The sequence below is a fragment of the Aeromicrobium sp. Root495 genome (genome assembly GCF_001426755.1).
In the GTDB taxonomy this organism is placed as follows: domain Bacteria; phylum Actinomycetota; class Actinomycetes; order Propionibacteriales; family Nocardioidaceae; genus Aeromicrobium.
In genome coordinates this window covers 520,905-542,403 of sequence record NZ_LMFJ01000001.1, presented here as the reverse complement: position 1 = coordinate 542,403, position 21,499 = coordinate 520,905, and the positions used below count along the sequence as shown (strand labels likewise).

The following is a 21,499-nucleotide window of genomic DNA, read 5'->3' as shown; positions in this document are numbered from 1 at the left end:
CAAGCACTATTCCTTGGGCCGACGGGCCGTCGGGCGGTGACTTGGCGTCCGTTCGAGGACGCTTCGGGGGTCCGAACGGACGCTAACTCACCGCCCGAACGGCAGACGGACGCTGAGTCACCGCTCGGCGGGCTCGGGGGTGGGCGCGAGGTCGTGGGGGCGCAGGAGGAACGCTGCGGTGGCTGCAGCGACCACGAGCAGCCCCACGCACATGAGGGTGCCGCTGCGGAAGCCCGGGTCGAAGACGGCCGGGTCGGCGAAGTTGGCGCCGGCGATGCCCGCGAGCGGCGGGATGGCCGCCACCGCGAGCAGCCCCGCCGTGCGCGACACCGCGTTGTTCACGCCCGACGCGATGCCGGTCTGGTCGGCCGGGACCGCAGCCAGCACCGCGGTGGTGAGCGGCGCGACGAGGAGGGTGATGCCGGTGCCGAACACCAACGCGCCGGGCAGGACGTCGAGCCAGAACGACGCGTCCTCACCGATCCGCAGGTAGAGCACGAGTCCGAGCGCACAGACGAGCGGTCCGAGCGTCATGGGCAGTCGCGGCCCGACGCGGTCGCCCCATGCCCCGGCCTTGGACGAGAAGAGCAGCATGAGGATCGTGAGCGGCAGCGTGGCCAGGCCGGCCTCGAGCGGACCGTAGCCCGCGACGTACTGCAGCTGCAGCACGAGCAGGAACATCGAGCCGCTGAGCGCGCCGTAGATGGCGAAGGTGCAGATGTTGGCGGCGCTGAAGACCCGGTCGGCGAACAGCGTCATGGGAACGAGCGCGTGCGGCGAGCGGATCTGGTGCACGACGAACGCCACGAGCACCACCACGCCGGCGGCGGCCGGGATCCACTGCCCGGCCACGAGGCCGTAGGTCAGACCCGTCAGGGCGAGCACCGTGAGGACGGCGCCCTCGAGGTCGAGCTTCTCCTGCGCCCCCTTGGACTCCGGCACGTGACGCAGGGTGATGAAGACGATGGCCACCACGAGCGGCAGGTTGATCCAGAAGACGGCCCGCCACCCGACGGCGTCGACGAGGTAGCCCCCGACGAGCGGGCCGATCGCCGTCGTCACCCCGGCCAGGCCCGACCACAGGCCAATGGCCTTGCCGCGGTCGTCGGGGTGGATGGAGGCCGAGATGATGGCGAGGCTGCCGGGGGTGAGCAGCGCTCCCCCGACCCCTTGCAGCACGCGGGCCGCCACGAGCATCTCGATGTTCTGGGAGACGGCGCACAGCAGCGAGGCCGCACCGAACCACACGACGCCCACGAGGAACATCCGACGCCGGCCCAGCCGGTCACCGAGCGAGCCCGCCACCAGGATGAGCGCGGCGAGCGAGAGCGTGTAGCCGTTGACGGTCCACTGGAGCCCGGCCACGCCGCCGTCGAGGTCGCGGTCGATCGCGGGCAGCGCGAGGCTCACGACCGACCCGTCGAGGAAGGCCATGCCGGAGCCCAGCACCATGGCGGCGAGGAGCCAGCGGCCCGGGGCACTGGCGAGCCGCAGGTCGCTCACGGGGTGCTCGATGCCGGCAGGGCGAACAGCCGGGAGGCGTTGTTCCAGAGTACGTCGTCGAGCCATTCCTGGCCCGGGTCGAGCCGTTCGAGGACCTGCACCTGGTGCTCCCACGGGTAGGGGATGTTGGGGAAGTCGGATCCGAAGAGGATCTTGTGCTGCAGCTCGCGCAGCCGTGGCGGCAGCGACGTGACCGGCGGGTCACCCCAGAAGTCGACGAAGACCATGGTGGTGTCCACGCGGACCTCGTCATAGCGCGAGGCGATGTCGAGGAACTCCTCGGTCTCGGGCATGCCCATGTGGGCGATCACGAGTGGCAGCCGCGGGAACCGCTGGAGCAGCCGCTCCACCGACGCCGGTCCGGTGAAGTCGCCGGGCGTGGGGCCTGATCCGGCGTGCAGGACGGTGGGCACCTGGGCGTCCTCGAGCGCACCCCAGACCCGGTCGAGCAGCGGGTCGTCGGCGTGGAAGTCCCCGACCTGCAGGTGCGCCTTGAACAGCTGGGCACCATCCTCGATGCGCCGCGCGACGTACTCGGCCGCCTCGGGCTCGGGGTAGAAGGTGGCGCACGTCAGGGCCTCGGGCACGCGGGCCGCGAAGTCGTAGGTCCAGTCGTTCATGAACTCGGCCACGCCGGGCCTGTGGGCGTACGACAGGGCCGAGAAGTGCTTCACGCCGAGCGAGCGCAGCGTCTCGACGCGCTCGTCGTCGCTCCCCCGGTACGTGATGGGCCACTCGCGCCCCAGCTTGGGACCGGCCGCGTCGAAGTAGGCCCACACCTTGGCGAGCACGCGGGGGTGCATGAAGTGCACGTGCACGTCGAAGACGTCGTGTCCCGCGCGCAGGGCGCTCACGTCAGCGGATGCCCTTGAGGCGACGGCCGATCTCGCGCTGGGCGTCGGCCTTGAACTGACGCTCCGCGATGGCGTGACGCTTGTCGTACTGCTTCTTGCCGCGCGCCAGGGCGATCTCGACCTTGGCGTTCCCGTCGCTGAAGTAGAGGGAGAGCGGGATGAGCGTGAGCCCCTTGGCCTGCACCTTGTGCTCGATCTTGTCGATCTCGTGCCGGTTGAGCAGCATCTTGCGACGGCGCCGCGACTCGTGGTTGGTCCACGACCCCTGGGAGTAGCCCGGGATGTGCACCTGGAGCAGCCAGGCCTCGCCGTTCTCGATCTCGCCGAACCCGTCGACGAGGGATGCGCGACCCGCACGCAACGACTTCACCTCGGTGCCCACGAGGACCAGTCCGGCCTCGAAGGTGTCCTCGATGTGATAGTCGTGGCGCGCCTTCTTGTTCTGCGCAATCACCTTGCGCCCAGTCTCGCGGGGCATGGGTCCAGTCTGTCAGACCGGACCAGCGGGCAGGGTCAGAGCCAGCCGACGGGGTTGGTGGTCGCGCCGTTGGCGAGCACCATGAAGTGCAGGTGGCAGCCCGTGGAGTAGCCCGTGGTGCCGGAGTAGGCGATGAGCTGTCCGCGCTTGACCTTGCTGCCGGTGGAGACCACGAAGCGCGACAGGTGGTTGTAGATCGTCACCACGTTGACGCCGCGCTTGATGCCGTTGTCGAGCAGGACGCGGTTGCCGTAGGCGCCGTTGAAGTACTGCTGGATGACGGTGCCCGATGCGGCCGCCCGGACCGGCGTGCCGCAGGGGACGCCGAAGTCGGTGCCGTCGTGCAGCTTGTAGACGCCCGTGATGGGGTGCACCCGCATGCCGTACGGCGAGGTGATGGGTCCGTTGACGGGGTAGGACAGCGTGCCGCCTCCGTCGCCGCCCGAGCTCTTGCCGCCGTCCCTCTTGTTCTTGGCGGCCAGCGCGGCCAGCTGGTTGGCCACGCGACTGCGCTCGGCCTCCAGCTCGCGGACCTTCTGGGCGTCGGCCGCGAGCACCTCGTTGGCGGCGAGCTTGGCGGAGCGCTCGTCGGAGACGCGTGCGGCGACCGCGATGGTCTGCTTGCGGGCCTGCTGCTCCAGGACCTTCATGCGCTCGAGGTTGGCGGCGGCGGCCTTGCGCGCTGCGGCCACGGCGTCGCGGAGCTTCTCGACCTCGTCGCGATTGAGCTGGAGCATGACCTTGGCTGCGTCGAGCCGCTGGAGGGTCGCGATCTGCGCGTCGGCCACCGAGTCGGAGAGGCTGATCCGCTCGGAGAAGAGGCTGGGGTCCTCGCCCTGCAGGAGGTCGCTGAAGGCGCTCAGGCCGGTGTCGCCCTCCTGGAGCGTCTCGAGCGTGAACTGGCGGACCTGGTTCTCGGCCCGGCCCGCCTGGGCCGTGCCCTTGTCGAGCTCTTCCTTGGCCTTGGCGAGCGCGGCCTCGCTGCGCTCGAGCTTGGCCTGCATCTGCTGGTCACGCGTACGGGCCACCGAGAGCTTGCCGCGGGTGGCGCCGAGGTTCCCCTTGGCAGCAGCCAGCCTCGCTCGGACGGCGTTGAGCGAGGCGACGGCAGCGGCCATCTCCTTGCTCGACTCGTCGTAGCTCTGCTTGGCGGCGTCGAGCTTGCCGTTGACGCTGTCCTTCTTCTTGTTCAGGTCGTCCTTCTCGCCCGCCCAGCTGGGCGCGACGAGGGTGCCCAGCAGCGCCAGCATCGTCACCAAGGTGAGGAGCGGCCCCCAGGTGCGGAGGGTTGCGGGCGTGCGAGTCATGACCTGCCTTGGGGAAGAAGTGGCGGGTGTTACTCGTGTGACTCTAGGTGATGAAGCTCAGACGTCAAGGTATTTGCGCGTCATCACGAGTGTCGGGACGAGCGCGAGCAGCACCGCGAGGAGCGTCGTCCACCCCATGACGGAGACCGCCTCCTGCCACCTGACCCAGGTGGTGAGCTGGCCGAGCGTGTCCCTCAGGTACCCGTAGACCACGAAGTACATGAACGCCGCGAGGCCTCCGGCGGCCAGCGCGGCCGAGATGAGGGCGGCGATGAGCGACTCCAGCACGAAGGGCAGCTGGATGTGCCAGCTGGAGGCTCCCACGAGTCGCATGATGCCGATCTCGCGCCGGCGGGCGTAGGCCGTCATCCGGATGGTGTTGGACACCTGGAGGATCGCCGCGACGATGAGCAGGAGCGACGTGGCCAGGGCGGCCCACCGCATCTTCTCGAGGATCTCGAACAGCGGCCCGAGCAGCTTGCGCAGGGAGCTCACGTTGCCGACGCCGTCCATCCCGGAGACCTGGCTGACCACGCCGTCGAACTCGTCCGGGTTCTTCAGCGTGACGTAGTAGGTCTCGGGGAAGGCGTCGGGACCGAGGGTCTCGAGCTGCTTGCGGCCGGTCTCGGACTGCGTGAGGATCTGGCGCGCGCGGTCGTAGTTGTCGGCCGCCGACCGGACCTCGAAGCTCTTGACCTCAGGGTTGTCGTCGAGGGCGTCCTGGACGGCCTGCTTCTGCTCGTCGGTGGCCACACCACCCAGGCACGTGGCGCTGGGCGAGTTCTTGGTGCAGAGGTTGACCTGCAGCTGCAGCTTGTCGCCGTAGTACTTCTCGGTCCGGTCGGCCTGGCTCTGGATGAGCAGACCGAGCGCCGCCAGGAGCAGGGACACGGTCATGGTGACCACGAGGGAGATGGTCATGGACTTGTTGCGCGACAGGCTGGCGCCGAGCTCGCTCAGAGTGGTTCGCATGCGGGGTCCTCAGGACTGGTAGCCGTAGATGCCACGGGCCTCGTCGCGCACGATGTGACCCTCGTGCAGCTCGATGACGCGCTTGCGCATCTGGTCGACGATCGAGGAGTCGTGCGTGGCCATGATGACGGTGGTGTCGGTGCGGTTGATCCGGTCGAGCAGCTTCATGATGCCCACGCTCGTGGCGGGGTCGAGGTTTCCGGTGGGCTCGTCCGCGATCAGGATCTTGGGCCGGTTCACGTAGGCGCGGGCGACGGCCACGCGCTGCTGCTCGCCGCCGGAGAGCTCGTCGGGCATGCGGTGGCTCTTTCCCTCCAGTCCCACGAGCTCGAGGGTCTCGGGCACGAGCTGGTTGATCTCGGCGCGCGAGCGGCCGATGACCTGCAGCGCGAACGCCACGTTCTCGTGGACCGTCTTGTTGGGGAGGAGGCGGAAGTCCTGGAAGACCGTGCCGACCTCGCGGCGCAGCTTGGGCACCTTCCAGCTGGAGAGCTTGTTGATCTCCTTGCCGGCCACGTAGACGCGGCCGGTGCTGGGCCGGGTCTCGCGGAGCACGAGGCGCAGGAAGGTCGACTTGCCGGAGCCGGAGGCACCGACCAGGAAGACGAACTCACCCTTCTCGATCTCGAGGTCGAGGGAGGCCAACGCCGGACGTTTCTGCCCAGGGTAGGTCTTGGTGACCTTGTCGAAGCGAATCACTCAGCCGACTGTAGCCAGAGAGCCTGAGAGGTTCGACCAGGCGCGCCCGGGTGCCCGGCCCGGCCTGCCGTGCGAGTCTCGACACATGGTCGACGCGCACCGGGACGTCCTGCACGGCTACCTCACGCGAGGCCGCGAGGCCCTGCGCTGGAAGGTCGAGGGGCTGGGCGAGCACGACGCCCGCCGGCCGCTCACCCCCACCGGCACCAACGTGCTGGGGCTCGTCCACCACGTGGGCGTCTGCGCGGCCGAGTACTTCGGCGTCACGTTCGGTCGGCCCTTCGAGGGTCCTCTGCCCGACGTGGACGCCGATCCGCACGCCGACCTCGTCGTCACCGCCGACCTCAGCCTGGCCGAGACCCTCGCGCTCACCGATCGGATGTGGGACCACGCCGACGCCACCATCACCGCTCTCGACCTCGAGGCACCCGGACGCGTCCCGTGGTGGCCGGACGAGCGGGGCCACGTGACCCTGCAGCGGGTGCTCGTCCACATGGTCGCGGAGGCCCACCGCCACGCCGGCCACGCCGACATCCTGCGGGAGACCATCGACGGGCTGGCCGGGCTCAGGCCCGACAGCACCAACCTTCCTGACGGAATGGTCTGGACCGACCACGTGGCACGCGTCGAGGCGACGGCCCGGGAGGCCGCAGCGCGCCACGGCGGCTGAGCGCTAGGCCGAGCGCGCGAGGTGCTGGGCCACGTAGACCTCGACGGCGCGCGGCGCGAGGACCGCGTCGATCACCATGGCCGCGGCACCGAGGATGCCGCCCTGGCTGCCGGCGGCCGTGCCCACGATGCGCAGGTCGTGCGTGGCGAGCGGCAGGGAGCGCTGGTAGACGACCTCGCGCACCCCGGCCAGCAGGTACTCCCCCGCCTCCGACAGCTTGCCCCCGATGACGATGACCGACGGGTTGAGCAGGTTGACGCACGTGGCCAGGACCGAACCGAGGTCGCGACCCGCCTCACGCACCGCCTGCAGGGCCGTCACGTCGCCCGCCGTCACGGCGTCGACGATGTCCTGCGAGCTCTCGACGTCGAGGCCGTGCGCCCGCAGCCTGGCCGCGATGGCCGGCCCGGCCGCGACGGCCTCGAGACAGCCGACGTTGCCGCAGCGGCAGACCACGTCGTTGGCGGCGCCGGCCACGTGCACGTGGCCGAGGTCGCCCGCGGAGCCCAGCGCCCCGCGGAGGAGGCGCCCGTCGGAGACGATGCCCGCACCGATGCCGGTGGCGACCTTCACGAGCAGCAGGTGACGGTCCGAGCGCCACGACGTGACGTGCTCGCCCAGGGCCATGAGGTTGACGTCGTTGTCGACCAGCACGGGTCCGCCGAAGTGCTGCGCCATGTGCGCAGGGATGTCGAAGTCGTGCCAGCCCGGCATGATGGGCGGGTTGGCCGGACGTCCGGAGGCGTGTGCCACCGGGCCGGGCACGCCGATGCCGGAGCCCGCGACGTCGGAGACCGGGCGGCCGAGCTCGGCCAGCAGCTCCTGGACGATGGCGGCCGAGCGGTCGAGCACGGCGGTGGGACCGTCGGCGATGTCGGACTCCACGGTGCGCTGCGCCAGGACCTGGTTCGTCAGGTCGCTCACGGCGACGCTCGCGTGCGAGGCGCCCAGGTCGATGGCGACGACCACCCGGTCGCCGCCGTTCAGTGCGAAACGGGAGGGCGGACGTCCGCCCGTGGACGCAGCCTCGCCGACGGGTCGGAGCAGGCCGGCCACCAGCAGCGCGTCGACCCGGGCCGTGACCGTGGACCGGGCCAGCGACGAGAGCCGCGCCAGGTCGCCCCGGGTGCGGGGCGTGCCGTCCCGCAGGTGCTGGAACAGGTCGCCCGTGCCGACGAGAGACGGCGGGAGGCCCGCGGGGGCGTTCATGTCCATGAGTAAACCAGACCACCTTGCGAACGCGGGGTCAACGAAGAATGTCGGCCGACGTCGGACTTTTGCTTGACGAACAACAAAACCTGTGACTAGGGTCACGCTCATGTCTCACCCCCCGCTGCTCGAGATGCGCGGCATCGTCAAGGAGTTCCCCGGCGTCCGCGCGCTCGACGGAGTCGACCTCACCATCCGTGCCGGCGAGGTCCACTGCCTGCTCGGCCAGAACGGCGCCGGAAAGTCCACGCTCATCAAGGTGCTGGCCGGTGCGCACGGCATCGACGAGGGCACGATCCTCTGGGAGGGCCAGCCGGTCTCGTTCGCCGACCCGCAGGCCGCCCTCGGCACCGGCATCGCGACGATCTACCAGGAGCTCGACCTCGTCGACGGCCTGAGCGTCGCCGACAACATCTTCCTCGGCCACGAGCGGGCCCGCGGCGGCATCACACGCGACGCCGACATGAACCGCACGGCCCGAGGCCTCCTCGAGACCCTCGGGCACCCCGAGATCCGCCCCACCCGCGAGGTCGGCAGCCTCTCCGCCGCCGGCAAGCAGATCGTGTCCATGGCGCGGGCCCTGTCCCGCGAGGCGCGCGTCATCGTGATGGACGAGCCCTCGGCCGTCCTCGACCCCGACGAGGTCGACGGTCTGTTCCGGGTCGTCGACGACCTCCGCAGCGCCGGCAAGGCGATCATCTACATCTCGCACCGCCTCGAGGAGATCCGCCGCATCGGCGACCGCCTCACCGTCCTCAAGGACGGTCGGACCGTGGCCGGCGACCTCTCGGCCAAGGACACCCCCACCTCCGAGCTCATCACGCTCATGACCGGGCGCACCGTCACGTCGGTGTTCCCCCGCCGCTCGGCCCCGCTCGGCGACGGACCCGCCCTCCTCGAGGTGAGGAGCCTCGGACGCACGAGCGAGTTCCAGGACGTCTCCTTCGACGTCCGGCCCGGCGAGATCGTCGGGTTCGCCGGCCTCGTGGGTGCCGGCCGCAGCGAGATCGTCGAGACCGTCTTCGGCGCCCGTCGCGCCACGAGCGGCACCGTCACGGTCGACGGCCAGAAGCTGCGTCCCGGCTCGGTCGACGCGGCGGTGAGCGCCGGGCTCGGCCTCTGCCCCGAGGAGCGCAAGTCCCAGGGCCTCATCCTCGACGACGCGGTCTACCGCAACGTCTCCCTCGCGAGCCTGAGCCGCTTCTCCCGCTACGGAGTCACCACCGAGTCCGCCGAGCGCCGGGCGGCGCACGAGGCCACCCGCTCGGTCGACGTCCGACCCGACGCACCCGAACGCATCATCCGCACGCTCTCGGGCGGCAACCAGCAGAAGGTCGTCCTGGCCCGCTGGTTGCTGCGGTCGTGCAAGGTCCTGCTCCTGGACGAGCCCACCCGCGGCGTCGACGTCGGCGCCCGCGCGGAGATCTACGCGCTCGTCCGGGAGCTGGCCGACTCCGGCGTCGCCATCGTCGTCGTCTCGAGCGACATCGAGGAGGTGCTCGGTCTGTCCGACCGGGTCCTCGTGGTCGCGGAGGGCTCCGTCGTCCACGACGGTCCCGCCGACGCCATCGACGCCTCCGGCGTGCTCGACCGCATCCTCGCCACCCATGACCACCAGAACCAGAACGGAGAGGTCGCGTGAGCGGACTCCAGCAAGACCCGTCCCTGACCGTGCCCGCCCCCGCCCCGGCCCCCTCCAAGGGCGACCGCGGCGGGTCGGTGGGCGTGGCCCGCAACCTCGGGCTCGTGATCGCCTTCGTGATCCTGTGCGTCGTCGGGCTCATCACCGCGGGCGACCGCTTCGCGAGCGCCGACAACGTGCTCACGATCCTGCGCGCGGCCGCCGTCATCGGCGTCGTCTCCATCGGCATGACCTTCGTGATCACCGGCGGCGGGATCGACCTCTCGGTGGGCGCCATCGTGGCCCTGTCCTCCATCTGGGCCACCACCACCGGCACGCAGGCCATGGCCGACGACGTCAGCTGGGTCGTGATGGTCCTGAGCGCCGTGCTCGTCGGCACGGCGTGCGGAGCGATCAACGGCGTGCTGGTGGCCTACGGGAAGATCGTCCCCTTCATCGCCACGCTGGCCATGCTGGCTGCAGCGCGCGGCCTGGCGGAGATCATCGCCGACCGCAAGACGCAGATCATCCGCAACCAGGGCTTCCTCGACTTCTTCGGGGCCGAGCCGCTCGGCATCCCGGTCATCGTCATCATCTTCGCGCTCGTGACGGCAGCAGGCTGGTTCCTGCTCAACCGCACCACCTTCGGGCGTCGCACCTTCGCGGTCGGCGGAAACCCCGAGGCGGCCCGCCTCGCCGGCATCAAGGTCCAGCGCCACACCGTCTACCTGTACGCCCTCCTCGGCACCACGTGCGGCATCGCGGCCGTGATGCTCATGTCGCGCACCACCACCGGCTCGTCCACCCACGGCCAGCTCTACGAGCTCGACGCCATCGCGGCCGTGGTCATCGGCGGCACGCTGCTCAGCGGCGGCCGCGGCACCGTGATCGGGACCCTGTTCGGCGTCCTGATCTTCTCCACCCTCACCAATGTCTTCACGCTCAACAACCTGTCCACGTCGGCCCAGGCCGTCGCCAAGGGCGTGATCATCGTGATCGCTGTGCTCCTGCAGCAGCGCATCGCGGAACGAAAGTCGTAGCACCCGCAACGCCCCGCACGATCCGGCACCGCCTGCACCACGAAGTCCCCCACCACCTCAGGAGTCCCACATGTCCACGATCCGTCCCCGACGCCGCGGCCTCGCCGTCATCGGCGCCTTCGCCACCGCCACGCTGCTGCTGGGTGCCTGCACCAACAGCTCCAGCGACGACGGCGACACCAGCGACGCCATCGGCAAGAGCAACACCGACAACGACAAGTCGGGCGACAAGGTCGTCATCGGCTTCTCGGCTCCGGCCGCCGACCACGGCTGGATGGGCTCCATCACCAAGTCGGCCGTCGCCCAGGCCAAGGAGTACGACGACGTCGAGCTCAAGGTCGCCGAGGGCACCAACGACGTCAACCTGCAGATCTCCCAGGTCGAGACGTTCATCAACGACAAGGTCGACGCCATCGTCCTCCTGCCGTTCGACGGTGCCGCGATGACGTCGGTGGCCCGCAAGGCCATGGACGCCGGCATCACGGTCATCAACGTCGACCGCGAGTTCGACTCCCCGTTCGCCGCCCGCAGCACCGTCCTGGGCGACAACTACGGCATGGGCGTCTCCGCCGGCACCTTCGTGTGCGAGGACGCGGCCGGCAAGAAGGGCCTCAAGGTCGCCGAGATCGCCGGCATCGACTCCCTGCCCCTGACGCAGGAGCGCTCGAAGGGCTTCTCCGACGCCCTCAAGTCCTGCGGGCTGAAGGTCGACAACCGCGTGGCTGCCGAGTTCACCGTCGAGTCCGGCGAGAAGCAGGCTGCCAACCTCCTGCAGGCCGCGCCCAAGATCGACTACCTGTGGAACCACGACGACGACCAGGGTGTCGGCGTCCTCGCCGCCATCAAGAACGCCAACCGCGACGAGTTCACCATGATCGGCGGCGCCGGCTCGGCCGACGTCATGGAGGCCATCAAGGCCGACAACTCGGTGCTCAAGGCCACGGTCATCTACCCGTCCACGCAGGCCGCCGACGGCGTCAAGCTGGCCCGTCTGCTCGTCCAGGGCAAGTCGATGTCGGACCTCGCCGAGATCGAGGTGCCGCGCCAGCTCAAGCTCGCGGCGCCGATCGTGACCAAGGACAACGTCGACACGTACCTGCCGTCCGCGTTCCGGTCCTGACCTGAGGAGGGGTCCGCGGCCACACCGGCCGCGGGCCCCACCCCTCCCCCTTCACGACACCACCACGAGGACCCACGCATGAGCGAGACATCCACCGGGCTCGGCGTCGGCATGGTCGGCTACGCCTTCATGGGAGCAGCCCACTCCCAGGCCTGGCGCACGGCACCCGCCTTCTTCGACCTGCCCCTCACCCCCGAGCTGCGCGCGATCTGCGGACGCGACGCCACCGCCGCGGGCGACGTCGCCCGCCGCTTCGGCTGGCAGAGCGTCGAGACCGACTGGCGCGCGCTGCTCACCCGCGACGACATCGACGTCATCGACATCTGCACCCCCGGCAACACCCACGCCGAGATCGCCATCGCGGCGCTCGAGGCCGGCAAGCACGTCCTGTGCGAGAAGCCCCTGGCCAACACGGTCGAGGAGGCCGAGGCCATGGCCGCGGCTGCCGCCGCAGCGGCCAAGAACGGCGTCCGTGCGATGTGCGGGTTCACCTACCGCCGCACCCCCGCCGTGGCCTTCGCCCGCCAGCTGGTTGCCTCCGGGCGTCTCGGCACCATCCGCCACGTGCGCGGCCAGTACCTCCAGGACTGGCTCTCCGACGAGAACGCACCCCTCAGCTGGCGCCTCGACAAGTCGCTCGCCGGCTCGGGCGCCCTGGGCGACATCGGCGCCCACGTCATCGACATGGCCCAGTTCGTCACGGGCTCGAAGATCGCCACCGTCAACGGACTCATGGAGACCTTCGTCAAGACCCGCCCCGTCGGGGGCGAGCAGGCCACGCTCGGCGGATCGGCCTCGGCCGACGCGGAGCGCGGACCGGTGACCGTCGACGACGCGGCCGCCTTCACCGCCCGCTTCGTCGGCGGCGCCATCGGCGTCTTCGAGGCCACCCGGTTCGCGACCGGCCGCAAGAACGCCCTGCGGCTGGAGATCAACGGGACCCTCGGGTCCCTGGCCTTCGACTTCGAGGACATGAACGTCCTCGAGCTCTTCGACGCCACCGAGGACGCGGCCGAGGCCGGGTTCCGGCGGATCCTCGTCACCGAGGCCACCCACCCCTACGTCGCCGCGTGGTGGCCGCCCGGCCACGGCCTCGGCTACGAGCACGGCTTCACCCACCAGGTCGTCGACCTCGTGACCGACATCGCCAAGGGCGCCGACCCCGCGCCGTCCTTCGCCGACGGCCTCGAGGTGCAGCGCGTGCTCGCCGCTGTCGAGGCCAGCGCCGCCGACGGCACCACCCACTCGACAGGAGCTTCCGCATGACGCGTCCCATCACCCTCTTCACCGGCCAGTGGGCCGACCTCCCGTTCGAGGAGGTCGCGCGGCTCGCCGCCGGCTGGGGCTACGACGGTCTCGAGATCGCGTGCTGGGGCGACCACCTCGACCCCTGGGCCGCCGTGGAGGACCCGGGCTACATCCAGACCCGTCTCGACATCCTCGAGAAGCACGGTCTGCAGGTGCACGCCATCTCCAACCACCTCAAGGGTCAGGCGGTGTGCGACGACCCCATCGACGAGCGCCACCACGACATCCTGTCGGCCCGCGTCTGGGGCGACGGCGATCCGGAGGGCGTGCGCCAGCGTGCCGCGGAGGAGATGAAGCACACGGCCCGCGCCGCCCGCATGCTCGGCGTCGACACGGTGGTGGGCTTCACCGGCTCGTCCATCTGGAAGTACGTGGCCATGTTCCCGCCGGCCTCCGAGGCCATGATCGCCGCCGGCTACCAGGACTTCGCCGACCGCTGGAACCCCATCCTCGACGTCTTCGACGAGGAGGGCGTCCGGTTCGCCCACGAGGTGCACCCCAGCGAGATCGCCTACGACTACTGGACCACCCATGCCGCGCTCGACGCGATCGGGCACCGCGAGGCGTTCGGCCTCAACTGGGACCCGTCGCACTTCGTGTGGCAGGACCTCGACCCGCTCGGCTTCCTGTGGGACTTCAAGGACCGGATCTACCACGTGGACTGCAAGGACGCGAAGAAGCAGGTGGGCAACGGCCGCAACGGCCGGCTCGGCTCGCACCTGCCGTGGGCCGACCCGCGTCGGGGCTGGGACTTCGTGTCCACCGGCCGTGGCGACGTGCCGTGGGAGGCGTGCTTCCGCATGCTCAACACCATCGGCTACGACGGCCCCGTCTCGGTGGAGTGGGAGGACGCGGGCATGGACCGCCTCCTCGGTGCGCCCGAGGCGCTCGCCTTCGTGAAGGCCAACCTGTTCGACGCCCCGACGGCGGCCTTCGACGCCGCCTTCAGCTCGGGCGACTGACCGCACGGCCGGTCCCGCAGGGGGCGGGACCGGCCGTCTGCGGATAGCGTCGCGACCATGCGCCTCCCCGACCCCCGTGACGCCCTGACCCTCATAGGACGCAGCCCCGCGCTGCTCGAGCTGGGGCTCTCGCTCGTCCCCCGCGCGGCGGCCCTGCTCGACTCCGCCGAGGCGCTGCTCGAGCGCGCCGACGCCCTCATCGAGCGCATCGAGACCACGCGGCTCTCGGCCGACGCGGTCGTGGAGCGCACCGAGGGCACCGTCGACGACGCCAACAGGCTCGTCGTCCGGGCCGCAGGACTCGTCGGGAGCATCGAGCCCACGGTGGAGCGCGCCCAACGTCTCCTCGACGGGGCCGCTCCCTCGCTCGAGAAGCTGCAGCCCACGCTCGACCGCCTCGCCGAGACGACCGACCCCCACGAGGTGGACGCGCTCGTCTCCCTCGTGGACGAGCTGCCCAAGCTCGTCGGTCACGTCCGGGACGACGTCCTGCCGCTCCTCACGGGCCTCGACACCGTCGGCCCCGACATGCACCAGCTGCTCGACCTCGTGGGTGAGCTCAACGCCATGCTCTCCAAGGTCCCCGGCATCAGCCGGGTCCGCCGCCGCGCGGACGAGCGCGACGACGTCCAGCAGGACTGAGCCTCAGGCGCCGCTGTGCTCGCGGCGCCAGCGGATCCCGGCCTCGATGAACTCGTCGATCTCGCCGTCGAGCACGGACTGCGTGTTGCCGGTCTCGTACTCGGTGCGGAGGTCCTTGACCATCTGGTACGGGTTGAGCACGTAGTTGCGCATCTGGTCGCCCCACGACGCCTGCACGTCGCCGCGCAGCTCGTCGATGTGGGCGCGCTCCTCGGCCTTCTTGAGGGCGAGCAGCTTGGCCTTGAGGATCACCATGGCGCTGGCCTTGTTCTGCAGCTGGCTCTTCTCGTTCTGGCAGCTCACCACGACGCCGGTGGGGATGTGGGTGAGGCGCACGGCCGAGTCGGTCGTGTTGACGCTCTGACCGCCCGGGCCGGAGGACCGGTACACGTCGACGCGGATCTCCTCCTCGGGGATCTCGATCTCGTCGGTCTGCTCCAGCACGGGAACGACCTCGATGGCCGCGAAGGAGGTCTGGCGTCGGCCCTGGTTGTCGAACGGCGAGATGCGCACGAGGCGGTGCGTGCCGGCCTCGACCGAGAGCGTGCCGTAGGCGTACGGAGCCTTGATGGCGAAGGTGGTGGACTTGATGCCCGCCTCCTCCGCGTAGCTGGTGTCGTAGACCTCGACGGGGTAGTGGTGACGCTCGGCCCAGCGCACGTACATGCGCTGCAGCATCTCGGCGAAGTCGGCGGCGTCGACGCCACCGGCGCCGGAGCGGATGGAGACGAGGGCCTCGCGCTCGTCGTACTCGCCGGAGAGCAGCGTGCGGACCTCGAGCGACTCGATGGAGGCGCCGAGACGCTTGAGCTCGTTCTCGGCCTCCGTGAGGGAGTCGGGGTCGCCCTCCTCCTGGGCCAGCTCGACGAGGACCTCGACGTCCTCGAGCCGGGCGCGCAGGCCCGTGACCCGCTCGACGTCGGCCTGGAGGACGGAGAGCCGCCCCGTCACGCGCTGGGCGTTGGCCTGGTCGTCCCACAGGTCGGGGGCACCGACCTGCTCCTGCAGGTCAGCGATCTCAGCCCGGATCTTGTCGAGGTCGAGCACCTTCTCGATCGACGTCAGGGTCGTGCTGAGTTCCTTGATCTGCTCTGCAAAGTCAACGGTGGCCACCTCTTGACCCTACCGCCACCGAAAACGGCGTCTCGCCACGGCGGGGAGGGCGCCCCCGTCGCCGGCCGCCCGGACCCGGATCGACCAGCTCCGGGACCACCGCGCCGATGCAGGGGCCCGCGGCCCGTGGTGTGATCGGGCGGTGGACTGCTTGTTCTGCCGCATCGTCGCCGGCGAGGCCGAGGCCCACGTCGTGCTCGACGAGCCCGACGTGGTGGGCTTCCTCGACGTCCGCCCGGTCTTCAAGGGACACGTGCTCCTGGTCCCCCGCCGCCACGTGGACACGCTCGTCGAGCTGCCCGACGAGCTGGTGGTCCCCCTCTTCACGGCCGCACGCCGCACGGCCGACGTGGTGCGGACCGCGCTGGGTGCGCAGGGCAGCTTCGTGGCGATGAACAACGTCGTGTCGCAGAGCGTGCCGCACCTGCACGTCCACGTGGTCCCGCGCACCAAGGGCGACGGCCTGCGCGGCTTCTTCTGGCCCCGCACCAAGTACGCCGCCGACGAGGCCCCCGACTACGCCGCCCGCCTCCGCGAGGCCCTCACTCCCTAGCCCGTGGGCGGTGGATCCTCCACCGAATGGCGAGCCGGTCGGCCGAGCGGTGGATACTCCACCGTAAGAGCGCTCATACGGTGGAGTATCCACCGCCCACGCCACGTGGCTCGGGCTGCGAGGCGGGTCTCGCGCCACTAGCCTCGGCGCCATGAACGCGACCTACCTGACCGCGCCCGACGGCGGCGGCTGGAGCTTCCCGTGGTGGGCCTTCATCCCCGTCGTCGCCGTCTTCGCTGGTGTCCTGGTCTTCCAGTACCGACGCGCCGGCCGCGGACGCGCCTTCCCCCGCACGCCGGCCAAGGTCCAGTTCCTCATCGGGATCGGTCTCGTGGTCCTCTTCCTCGGGATCGTCGTCGCCGTCGAGATGACCTGACGCCCGGACCGCCGCAGGTGGTCGGCGCCCTGCGAATGACCCCTAGGCTGGTGCAATGAACCTCGTTCCGGTCTCCGCGACCTCGGCCGTCCTCGTCCTGGCGCTCGTCCTGGGTGGCTGCTCGGGTGGCGACGACGGCGCCGACCCCGTCGACGTCCTCTCCAGCGCCTCGGCGCCCGGCAGCGACTGGAAGCTCGACGTCGACGGCCTCTCCGCGGCCATCGGGAGCGACCTCGTCCCGGAGAAGGGCCAGGTGGCGGTCGTCGACCCGAAGCTGTCGGAGGACGGCACCGAGTCGGGCACCATCTCCGACGAGTACGGGGTCGGGTGGTCGCGGCCGGTCACCGACAGCAACCTCGCGGCGGCGTGCGACGAGCTGGCCGACTGGGTCCTGGACACGGCCGAGACCTTGCCCGGCGAGGTCGAGACCTCCGAGCAGAAGAAGCCCTCCCGCGCCTCGCTCGTGAGCTCGTGCCTGGCCACCGAGGACCAGACGGCCGAGACGGGCGAGTCGGTCTCCGACGGCTTCCTGGGCTATCCGAGCAGCGACCAGGGCGATCACCGCTACGGCATCTTCGCCGAGCTCCGTCTCGAGGGCGAGCAGCGCACCCTCCTCGCCGGGTACGTGGCGCAGCGCACGTTCTGAGTCGACAAGGAACGACCGCGGCCGGAGCCTCAGTCAGTCCTGAGGGCCGCGCTGGCCTCGGCGACGATCGTGGGGCGCTTCGTCCAGCCGGGCGGGGTGATGGCGAGGTCGAGCGGACGCTCGAGCCGCAGGCTGACCCGATCGTCGTCGACGTCGACCCATGCGACGCGCACCCCCTTCCCCGCGAGGTGGAGCCCGACGAGGTGTCGGGCCTCCTCCGGGTCGAGACGGACCTCCTGGTCGGCGTAGAAGTCGGCCTCGTCGAGGCCGTCCGCGGCGGCGAGGGCGGCGCCGTCGGCGAGGTTGGAGAGCGTCTGTCGCTCCAGGTAGGCATCGGAGGCGTCGACCACGACAGCGGCCAGCAGCACGAGGACGAGCAGGAACCCCAGAGTCAGCACCGTCACCTGGCCGTCCTCGCCGCGCCTCATCGTGCCGCCCGGTACGACCCGTAGGGCTCCACGTGGGCGCTCTCCACGGCGATGCCCGCCGGATGGCCGCCGAGGACGGTCGGGACGAGCGGGAGCGGCTGAACGGTGTGCACCCGCACCCGGACCGAAGAGCCCGGCTGGAGGCAGGCATCGGGCGTCGGCAGGCACGTGACGTCGACGTCGGCCTCGACGTCGTGGTCGCCGAGCGCCACGCGCGCCGCGCTGCGGGCCCGATCCAGAGCCGACTCCGGGTCCGGGGCGTCGAGGTACGCACGAGCGGCGACCTGGCTCGCCGACGACACGGCGTAGGCCGCCCGCTGCGTGTCGAAGACGGCCACGAAGACGTAGACGAAAGGCACCAGCAGCAGCACCGTGAGCCACACCAGCTCCACGACTGCGCTGCCTTCCTCGGGGCGAGGGCTCACGGCTCCTCCTCCTGGAGCGCTCGACCCGCGACCCGGACAGGCACGCTCGGGCCGAACAGCCCCAGGGCCGGCACCTCGGCACTCACCCGCACGACCACCGCAGTGCCACCGGCGACGGACTCCTTCCCGACGGTGATGTCGCGGGCGTAGTGGTCCGACAGCGCGGTGGTGATGATCGTCCGCGTCCGGGTGCGGGCGTCGGACGAGTCCGCGCCGACCGGGGCAGCGGCCCGGGCGCCGTCAGAGGCGGCAGCCGTGAGCGTGTTGCGCACGTGCAGCACCAGTCCCACCTGGACGATCCCCATCACGAGCGGGACGAGGACCAGCAGGACGAGCACGAACTCAGCCACGCTGCCCCGTTCGCCACGTCCCGGCGGGAGCACGATCAGCCGCCGACGGCTGCGAGCGCGTTGCTCAGCATGTCCTGCAGCTGGGGCCCGGCGACAGCGGTGATCGCGGCGACGAGGCCCGCGCTCATCACCGTGATCATCACCCAGCCCGGCACGTCGCCGCGCTCGTCGCGGGCAGGTCGGGTCAGGCTGCCGAGGGCTCGCCAGGTCGATCGCTTCATGTCGTTCCTCTGTTCGTCGTGGTCATGAGGTGAGCCGCAGGCCGATCCAGGCGGGATAGAAGGCGAAGAGCAGCGTGACCGGCATGATGAGGAAGACGACGGGGACCATCATCGCGACCTCCTTGCGGCCCCCTGCCTCGATCAGCTCACGCCGCGAGGACTCGCGGACGTCGGCCGCCTGCGCGTGGAGCACGTCGACGAGAGGTGTCCCCCGGTCGACCGCGACAGCGATGCCCTCGCAGAACCGCGCCACCACCGGGACACCCGTGCGCGCTGCCAGCTCGTCGAACGCCAGCGGCACCGGCGTGCCCGTGCGGATGCCGGCCAGCACCCGGCCCAGCTCGTCGGACAGAGCACCACGGCACACCTGAAGCACGCGCTGCAGCCCCGCCACGGGGCTCTCGCCCGCCGCGACAGCCAGCGCCAGGAGGTCTGCGACGGCCGGCAGCTCCTCCGCCATCTCCGCCTCCCGACCGGCCAGCCGGGCGGAGAGCCGGTTGTCGCACAGCAGGACACCGCCCACGAGGCCCGTGCCGCACAGCACCAGGAGGACGGGGGTCGACGTGCCGCGCGTCGACCACAGGAGCACCGAGAGCGCGACCGTCGCGGCCAGCCCCGCGCTGCCCCAGACCAGCTGCCGAGCTCGGAACTGCTCGACGGTGAACGGCCGACCCAGTCGGTCGAGCCGACGCTCGACGCTGGCGGCGCTGCCCGCCGTGTCGGCCACGGCGTCGGTGGCAGCACGCAGGGCGGGTCCCAGCAGGGCCGACCAGGCCGACCGTCGACCGGAGGAGTCCGCGTCGGGGTGGACGTCGCGCACGTACGGGAGCACGCGGAGCATGAGCGGGGGCCGTCGCACCGAGCGCCAGCCCGCGACCACGAGCAGCAACCCGCTGCTGAGCGCGAGACCGACGACGGCCCCGGTCACGACGCCATCACCCGCCGCTCGGCCGGCAGCCGGCCGAGGTGGAGCATCAGCCGGTAGGCGACGACGCACGCCACCGAGCCCACCCCCAGCACGAACGCGCCGGCAGGGGTGGCGTACCGCTGGATGGCGTCTTCCTGGGCGCTCAGGCTGAGCAGCACGAGCCAGGGGGCAGCCACCGCGAGTCGTGCACCGTTGACCGTCCAGGACTGACGGGACTCCAGCTCCTGTCGCGTGCGGAGGTCGTCGCGCAGGAACGACGAGAGCTGTCGCATCATCCGGCCGAGGTCTCCGCCGCCCACCTCGCGGGCGATCCTCAGCGCCTCGACCACCCGGTCGCCCGTGGCGTCGGCCAGTCGGTGCTTGAGCAGGTCGAGGCTGTCGGAGAAGGAGCCCGTGGACTGGTAGTCGCGGGCGAACCGGACGAACGGGTCACGCAGGGCCGCGGGGCCGCGCTCCCCCAGCTGGATGAGTGCCTCGGGCAGCGAGAGTCCGGCACGGACGGCCGAGGCGAGGTTGTCGACGGCGTCGGGCCACAGCTCGGAGTGCTCGCGGATCCGGCGCGCAGCGCGGGCCCGGAGCACTGCGATGGGCGCGGCCCCCGCCATGAGCCCGAACACGATCCCGATGGCCGGGACTCCGCTCACCCCGAGCATCACGAACGCACCCATCGCGAAGCACACGGCGCACGTCCCGACCACGCTCGAGCGACGGACGTCGGCCAGGCCGGCTCGAAGGAGCAGCGACTCGAGTCGACTCCTGCGACGGGTCCGCACCCGGGGTCGCCACGCCGGATCGACGACGGTCCACCCGACGAGCAGCAGGCCGAGACCCACACCCAGGCCGATCAGCGCGCCCACGTCTCGGACCTCTCCGGACCCCTGCCATGTCCGCGCACCAGCTCGCCGTCGCGTCGGAGGAACACCGGGTCGGCCTCGATGTTGCCGTTCTCGACCCGACCCGTCACCGCCAGCACCTCGGCCACGGCCCGCCGCCCGGACGGCTCCAGCGTCGTGTGCACCACGAGGTCGACCGTGGAGGCCACGGTGGGCACGACGAACGCCGAGCCGATGTTCTCGCCCGCGAGCAGCGGGAGGGTGCAGAGCTTGACGAGGGCCTGCCGCGCGGAGCTGGCGTGGATGCTGGCCATGGCCGGGAGGCCGGCGTTGAGCGCGAGCAGCAGGTCGAGGCACTCCGCTCCACGGACCTCGCCGATGATCAGGCGGCTGGGCCGCATGCGCAGGGCCTCCTTCACGAGGGCGCGAAGCTCGATGGCCCCGGTCCCCTCGAGGCCGGCCTGACGGGTCTGGAGGGGCACCCAGTCGGGGTGCTGGACCTGGAGCTCGAAGACCTCCTCGGCCGAGATGATGCGCTGCGTCCCCGGGATGGCAGCTGCGAGACAGTTCAGCAGCGTGGTCTTGCCCGCCTGGGTGCCTCCCGACACGATCACGTTCAGGCCGGCCTCGATGCTCGAGGTGAGGAACTCGGTCACCGGTCCGTCGATGCTCCCGAGCCGCTGCAGGTCCTCCAGGGCGTGGGCCCTCGCGACGAACTTGCGGATGTTGACGGCGGCGTGGTCGCGGGAGATCCCCTCCAGCACCACGTGGAGACGGTGTCCTCCAGGAAGCATGGCGTCGACGAACGGCTGCGAGATGTCGAGCCGGCGGCCCGAGCTCTGGAGCATCCGCTCGATGAGCTCGCGCACCTGACCGGCCGACAGGACCACCGGGGTCAGCTCGTGGAGGCCGTGCCGAGCGATGAAGACACGGTCGGGGGCGTTGATCCAGATCTCCTCGACGGTGGGGTCGTCGAGATAGGGCTGGAGAGGGCCGAAGCCGGAGACGTCGGCGACGATCAGCCCGACCATCCGATCCGGCTCGTCCAACGGTCGGACCGCCCCCGTGAGGCTCCGACGTTCGTGGGCCGCGACGACCTCGGCGGCGGCCCGCCGCACCTCTTCCACCTGGGTGCCGGGGTCGATGCGTCGCTCCCGCACCACCTCACGGACCCGCTCGGACAGGCTCGCCGTCGACTCCACGGTGGACCCCCTGCCCCGCGACCACAGACGTGGACACGA

The 21,499-nt window shown here is 70.9% G+C and carries 25 protein-coding genes; 10 read left to right on the top strand and 15 right to left on the bottom strand.

Translation table 11 applies throughout. From position 1 onward, the window contains the following. Positions 1 to 117: 117 nt before the first annotated feature. Genes ASD11_RS02885 through ftsE form a run of 6 tightly spaced genes read right to left on the bottom strand, consistent with a single transcriptional unit; the run spans position 118 to position 5,813 of the window. A complete protein-coding gene (locus tag ASD11_RS02885) occupies positions 118 to 1,503 on the bottom strand; it encodes an MFS transporter (protein WP_056283027.1) in 1,386 nt (461 codons plus the stop codon). Then, positions 1,500 to 2,357: an amidohydrolase family protein gene (locus tag ASD11_RS02880; RefSeq protein WP_056283026.1), complete on the bottom strand. Its 858-nt coding sequence runs from the start codon at positions 2,355 to 2,357 to the stop codon at positions 1,500 to 1,502. The genes ASD11_RS02885 and ASD11_RS02880 overlap by 4 nt, the downstream gene beginning before the upstream one ends. A gap of 1 nt (position 2,358) precedes the next feature. Next, positions 2,359 to 2,835: an SsrA-binding protein SmpB gene (gene smpB / locus ASD11_RS02875; RefSeq protein ID WP_056283023.1), complete on the bottom strand. Its 477-nt coding sequence runs from the start codon at positions 2,833 to 2,835 to the stop codon at positions 2,359 to 2,361. A 35-nt stretch (positions 2,836 to 2,870) separates the two neighbouring features. Beyond that, positions 2,871 to 4,142: a M23 family metallopeptidase gene (locus ASD11_RS02870; RefSeq protein WP_082554129.1), complete on the bottom strand. Its 1,272-nt coding sequence runs from the start codon at positions 4,140 to 4,142 to the stop codon at positions 2,871 to 2,873. A gap of 57 nt (positions 4,143 to 4,199) precedes the next feature. After that, positions 4,200 to 5,114: a permease-like cell division protein FtsX gene (ftsX, locus tag ASD11_RS02865; protein WP_056283017.1), complete on the bottom strand. Its 915-nt coding sequence runs from the start codon at positions 5,112 to 5,114 to the stop codon at positions 4,200 to 4,202. Between the two features lie 9 nt (positions 5,115 to 5,123). Beyond that, on the bottom strand, positions 5,124 to 5,813 hold the full coding sequence (gene ftsE / locus ASD11_RS02860; RefSeq protein WP_056283014.1) for a cell division ATP-binding protein FtsE: 690 nt from the start codon (positions 5,811 to 5,813) through the stop codon (positions 5,124 to 5,126). Positions 5,814 to 5,898: 85 nt separating this feature from the next. Here ftsE and ASD11_RS02855 point away from each other — a divergent pair, with 85 nt between their 5' ends. Beyond that, the gene (locus ASD11_RS02855; RefSeq protein ID WP_056283011.1) at positions 5,899 to 6,483 is read left to right on the top strand and encodes a DinB family protein; all 585 of its coding nucleotides are present in this window, start codon (positions 5,899 to 5,901) and stop codon (positions 6,481 to 6,483) included. Between the two features lie 3 nt (positions 6,484 to 6,486). On the opposite strand, the gene ASD11_RS02850 is transcribed toward ASD11_RS02855, so the two are convergent. Continuing rightward, positions 6,487 to 7,692, bottom strand: coding sequence for an ROK family transcriptional regulator (locus ASD11_RS02850; RefSeq protein ID WP_056288288.1), 1,206 nt, complete (start codon positions 7,690 to 7,692; stop codon positions 6,487 to 6,489). Between the two features lie 109 nt (positions 7,693 to 7,801). Between ASD11_RS02850 and ASD11_RS02845 the strand changes: the two genes are divergently transcribed. The 6 genes from ASD11_RS02845 (at position 7,802) to ASD11_RS02820 (ending at position 14,385) form a co-directional block, all read left to right on the top strand. Beyond that, positions 7,802 to 9,334: a sugar ABC transporter ATP-binding protein gene (locus tag ASD11_RS02845; RefSeq protein ID WP_200940042.1), complete on the top strand. Its 1,533-nt coding sequence runs from the start codon at positions 7,802 to 7,804 to the stop codon at positions 9,332 to 9,334. After that, entirely contained in the window at positions 9,331 to 10,353 is a 1,023-nt protein-coding gene (locus ASD11_RS02840; protein ID WP_082554128.1) for an ABC transporter permease, read from the top strand. Before ASD11_RS02845 ends, ASD11_RS02840 begins: the two co-directional genes overlap by 4 nt. A 70-nt stretch (positions 10,354 to 10,423) precedes the next feature. After that, positions 10,424 to 11,473, top strand: a complete 1,050-nt coding sequence (locus tag ASD11_RS02835; RefSeq protein WP_056283010.1) for a substrate-binding domain-containing protein — start codon at positions 10,424 to 10,426, stop codon at positions 11,471 to 11,473. 78 nt (positions 11,474 to 11,551) lie between these two features. Continuing rightward, positions 11,552 to 12,739, top strand: a complete 1,188-nt coding sequence (locus ASD11_RS02830; RefSeq protein ID WP_056283008.1) for a Gfo/Idh/MocA family protein — start codon at positions 11,552 to 11,554, stop codon at positions 12,737 to 12,739. Next, positions 12,736 to 13,743: a sugar phosphate isomerase/epimerase family protein gene (locus ASD11_RS02825; protein ID WP_056283006.1), complete on the top strand. Its 1,008-nt coding sequence runs from the start codon at positions 12,736 to 12,738 to the stop codon at positions 13,741 to 13,743. The genes ASD11_RS02830 and ASD11_RS02825 overlap by 4 nt, the downstream gene beginning before the upstream one ends. A gap of 57 nt (positions 13,744 to 13,800) precedes the next feature. Then, positions 13,801 to 14,385: a hypothetical protein gene (locus ASD11_RS02820; RefSeq protein WP_056283003.1), complete on the top strand. Its 585-nt coding sequence runs from the start codon at positions 13,801 to 13,803 to the stop codon at positions 14,383 to 14,385. A gap of 3 nt (positions 14,386 to 14,388) precedes the next feature. Here the strand turns inward: ASD11_RS02820 and prfB are convergent, their stop codons facing one another. Further along, positions 14,389 to 15,498, bottom strand: coding sequence for a peptide chain release factor 2 (prfB, locus tag ASD11_RS02815; RefSeq protein ID WP_056283000.1), 1,110 nt, complete (start codon positions 15,496 to 15,498; stop codon positions 14,389 to 14,391). Positions 15,499 to 15,640: 142 nt separating this feature from the next. Between prfB and ASD11_RS02810 the strand changes: the two genes are divergently transcribed. The 3 genes from ASD11_RS02810 to ASD11_RS02800 all read left to right on the top strand — a co-directional run bounded on the left by ASD11_RS02810 (position 15,641) and on the right by ASD11_RS02800 (position 17,073). Continuing rightward, the gene (locus ASD11_RS02810) at positions 15,641 to 16,051 is read left to right on the top strand and encodes an HIT family protein (RefSeq protein ID WP_056282997.1); all 411 of its coding nucleotides are present in this window, start codon (positions 15,641 to 15,643) and stop codon (positions 16,049 to 16,051) included. Between the two features lie 151 nt (positions 16,052 to 16,202). Beyond that, positions 16,203 to 16,427 carry a hypothetical protein gene (locus ASD11_RS02805; protein ID WP_056282993.1) on the top strand — a complete coding sequence of 75 codons (225 nt, stop codon included), beginning with the start codon at positions 16,203 to 16,205 and terminating at the stop codon, positions 16,425 to 16,427. Between the two features lie 55 nt (positions 16,428 to 16,482). Beyond that, positions 16,483 to 17,073 carry a hypothetical protein gene (locus ASD11_RS02800; protein WP_056282990.1) on the top strand — a complete coding sequence of 197 codons (591 nt, stop codon included), beginning with the start codon at positions 16,483 to 16,485 and terminating at the stop codon, positions 17,071 to 17,073. A gap of 29 nt (positions 17,074 to 17,102) precedes the next feature. Here the strand turns inward: ASD11_RS02800 and ASD11_RS02795 are convergent, their stop codons facing one another. Genes ASD11_RS02795 through ASD11_RS02765 form a run of 7 tightly spaced genes read right to left on the bottom strand, consistent with a single transcriptional unit; the run spans position 17,103 to position 21,460 of the window. Next, positions 17,103 to 17,477 carry a pilus assembly protein TadG-related protein gene (locus tag ASD11_RS02795; protein WP_200940040.1) on the bottom strand — a complete coding sequence of 125 codons (375 nt, stop codon included), beginning with the start codon at positions 17,475 to 17,477 and terminating at the stop codon, positions 17,103 to 17,105. Between the two features lie 20 nt (positions 17,478 to 17,497). After that, positions 17,498 to 17,926: a hypothetical protein gene (locus ASD11_RS02790; RefSeq protein WP_056282985.1), complete on the bottom strand. Its 429-nt coding sequence runs from the start codon at positions 17,924 to 17,926 to the stop codon at positions 17,498 to 17,500. Continuing rightward, complete coding sequence (locus ASD11_RS02785) at positions 17,923 to 18,276, bottom strand: TadE/TadG family type IV pilus assembly protein (RefSeq protein WP_235503226.1); 354 nt, start codon at positions 18,274 to 18,276, stop codon at positions 17,923 to 17,925. Before ASD11_RS02785 ends, ASD11_RS02790 begins: the two co-directional genes overlap by 4 nt. 35 nt (positions 18,277 to 18,311) lie before the next feature. Next, positions 18,312 to 18,497, bottom strand: coding sequence for a hypothetical protein (locus ASD11_RS02780; RefSeq protein ID WP_056282981.1), 186 nt, complete (start codon positions 18,495 to 18,497; stop codon positions 18,312 to 18,314). A 22-nt stretch (positions 18,498 to 18,519) separates the two neighbouring features. Next, positions 18,520 to 19,425 carry a type II secretion system F family protein gene (locus ASD11_RS02775; RefSeq protein ID WP_056282980.1) on the bottom strand — a complete coding sequence of 302 codons (906 nt, stop codon included), beginning with the start codon at positions 19,423 to 19,425 and terminating at the stop codon, positions 18,520 to 18,522. Further along, a complete protein-coding gene (locus ASD11_RS02770) occupies positions 19,422 to 20,282 on the bottom strand; it encodes a type II secretion system F family protein (protein WP_056282977.1) in 861 nt (286 codons plus the stop codon). The genes ASD11_RS02775 and ASD11_RS02770 overlap by 4 nt, the downstream gene beginning before the upstream one ends. After that, positions 20,270 to 21,460 carry a CpaF family protein gene (locus ASD11_RS02765; protein ID WP_056282974.1) on the bottom strand — a complete coding sequence of 397 codons (1,191 nt, stop codon included), beginning with the start codon at positions 21,458 to 21,460 and terminating at the stop codon, positions 20,270 to 20,272. The genes ASD11_RS02770 and ASD11_RS02765 overlap by 13 nt, the downstream gene beginning before the upstream one ends. Positions 21,461 to 21,499 lie beyond the last annotated feature (39 nt).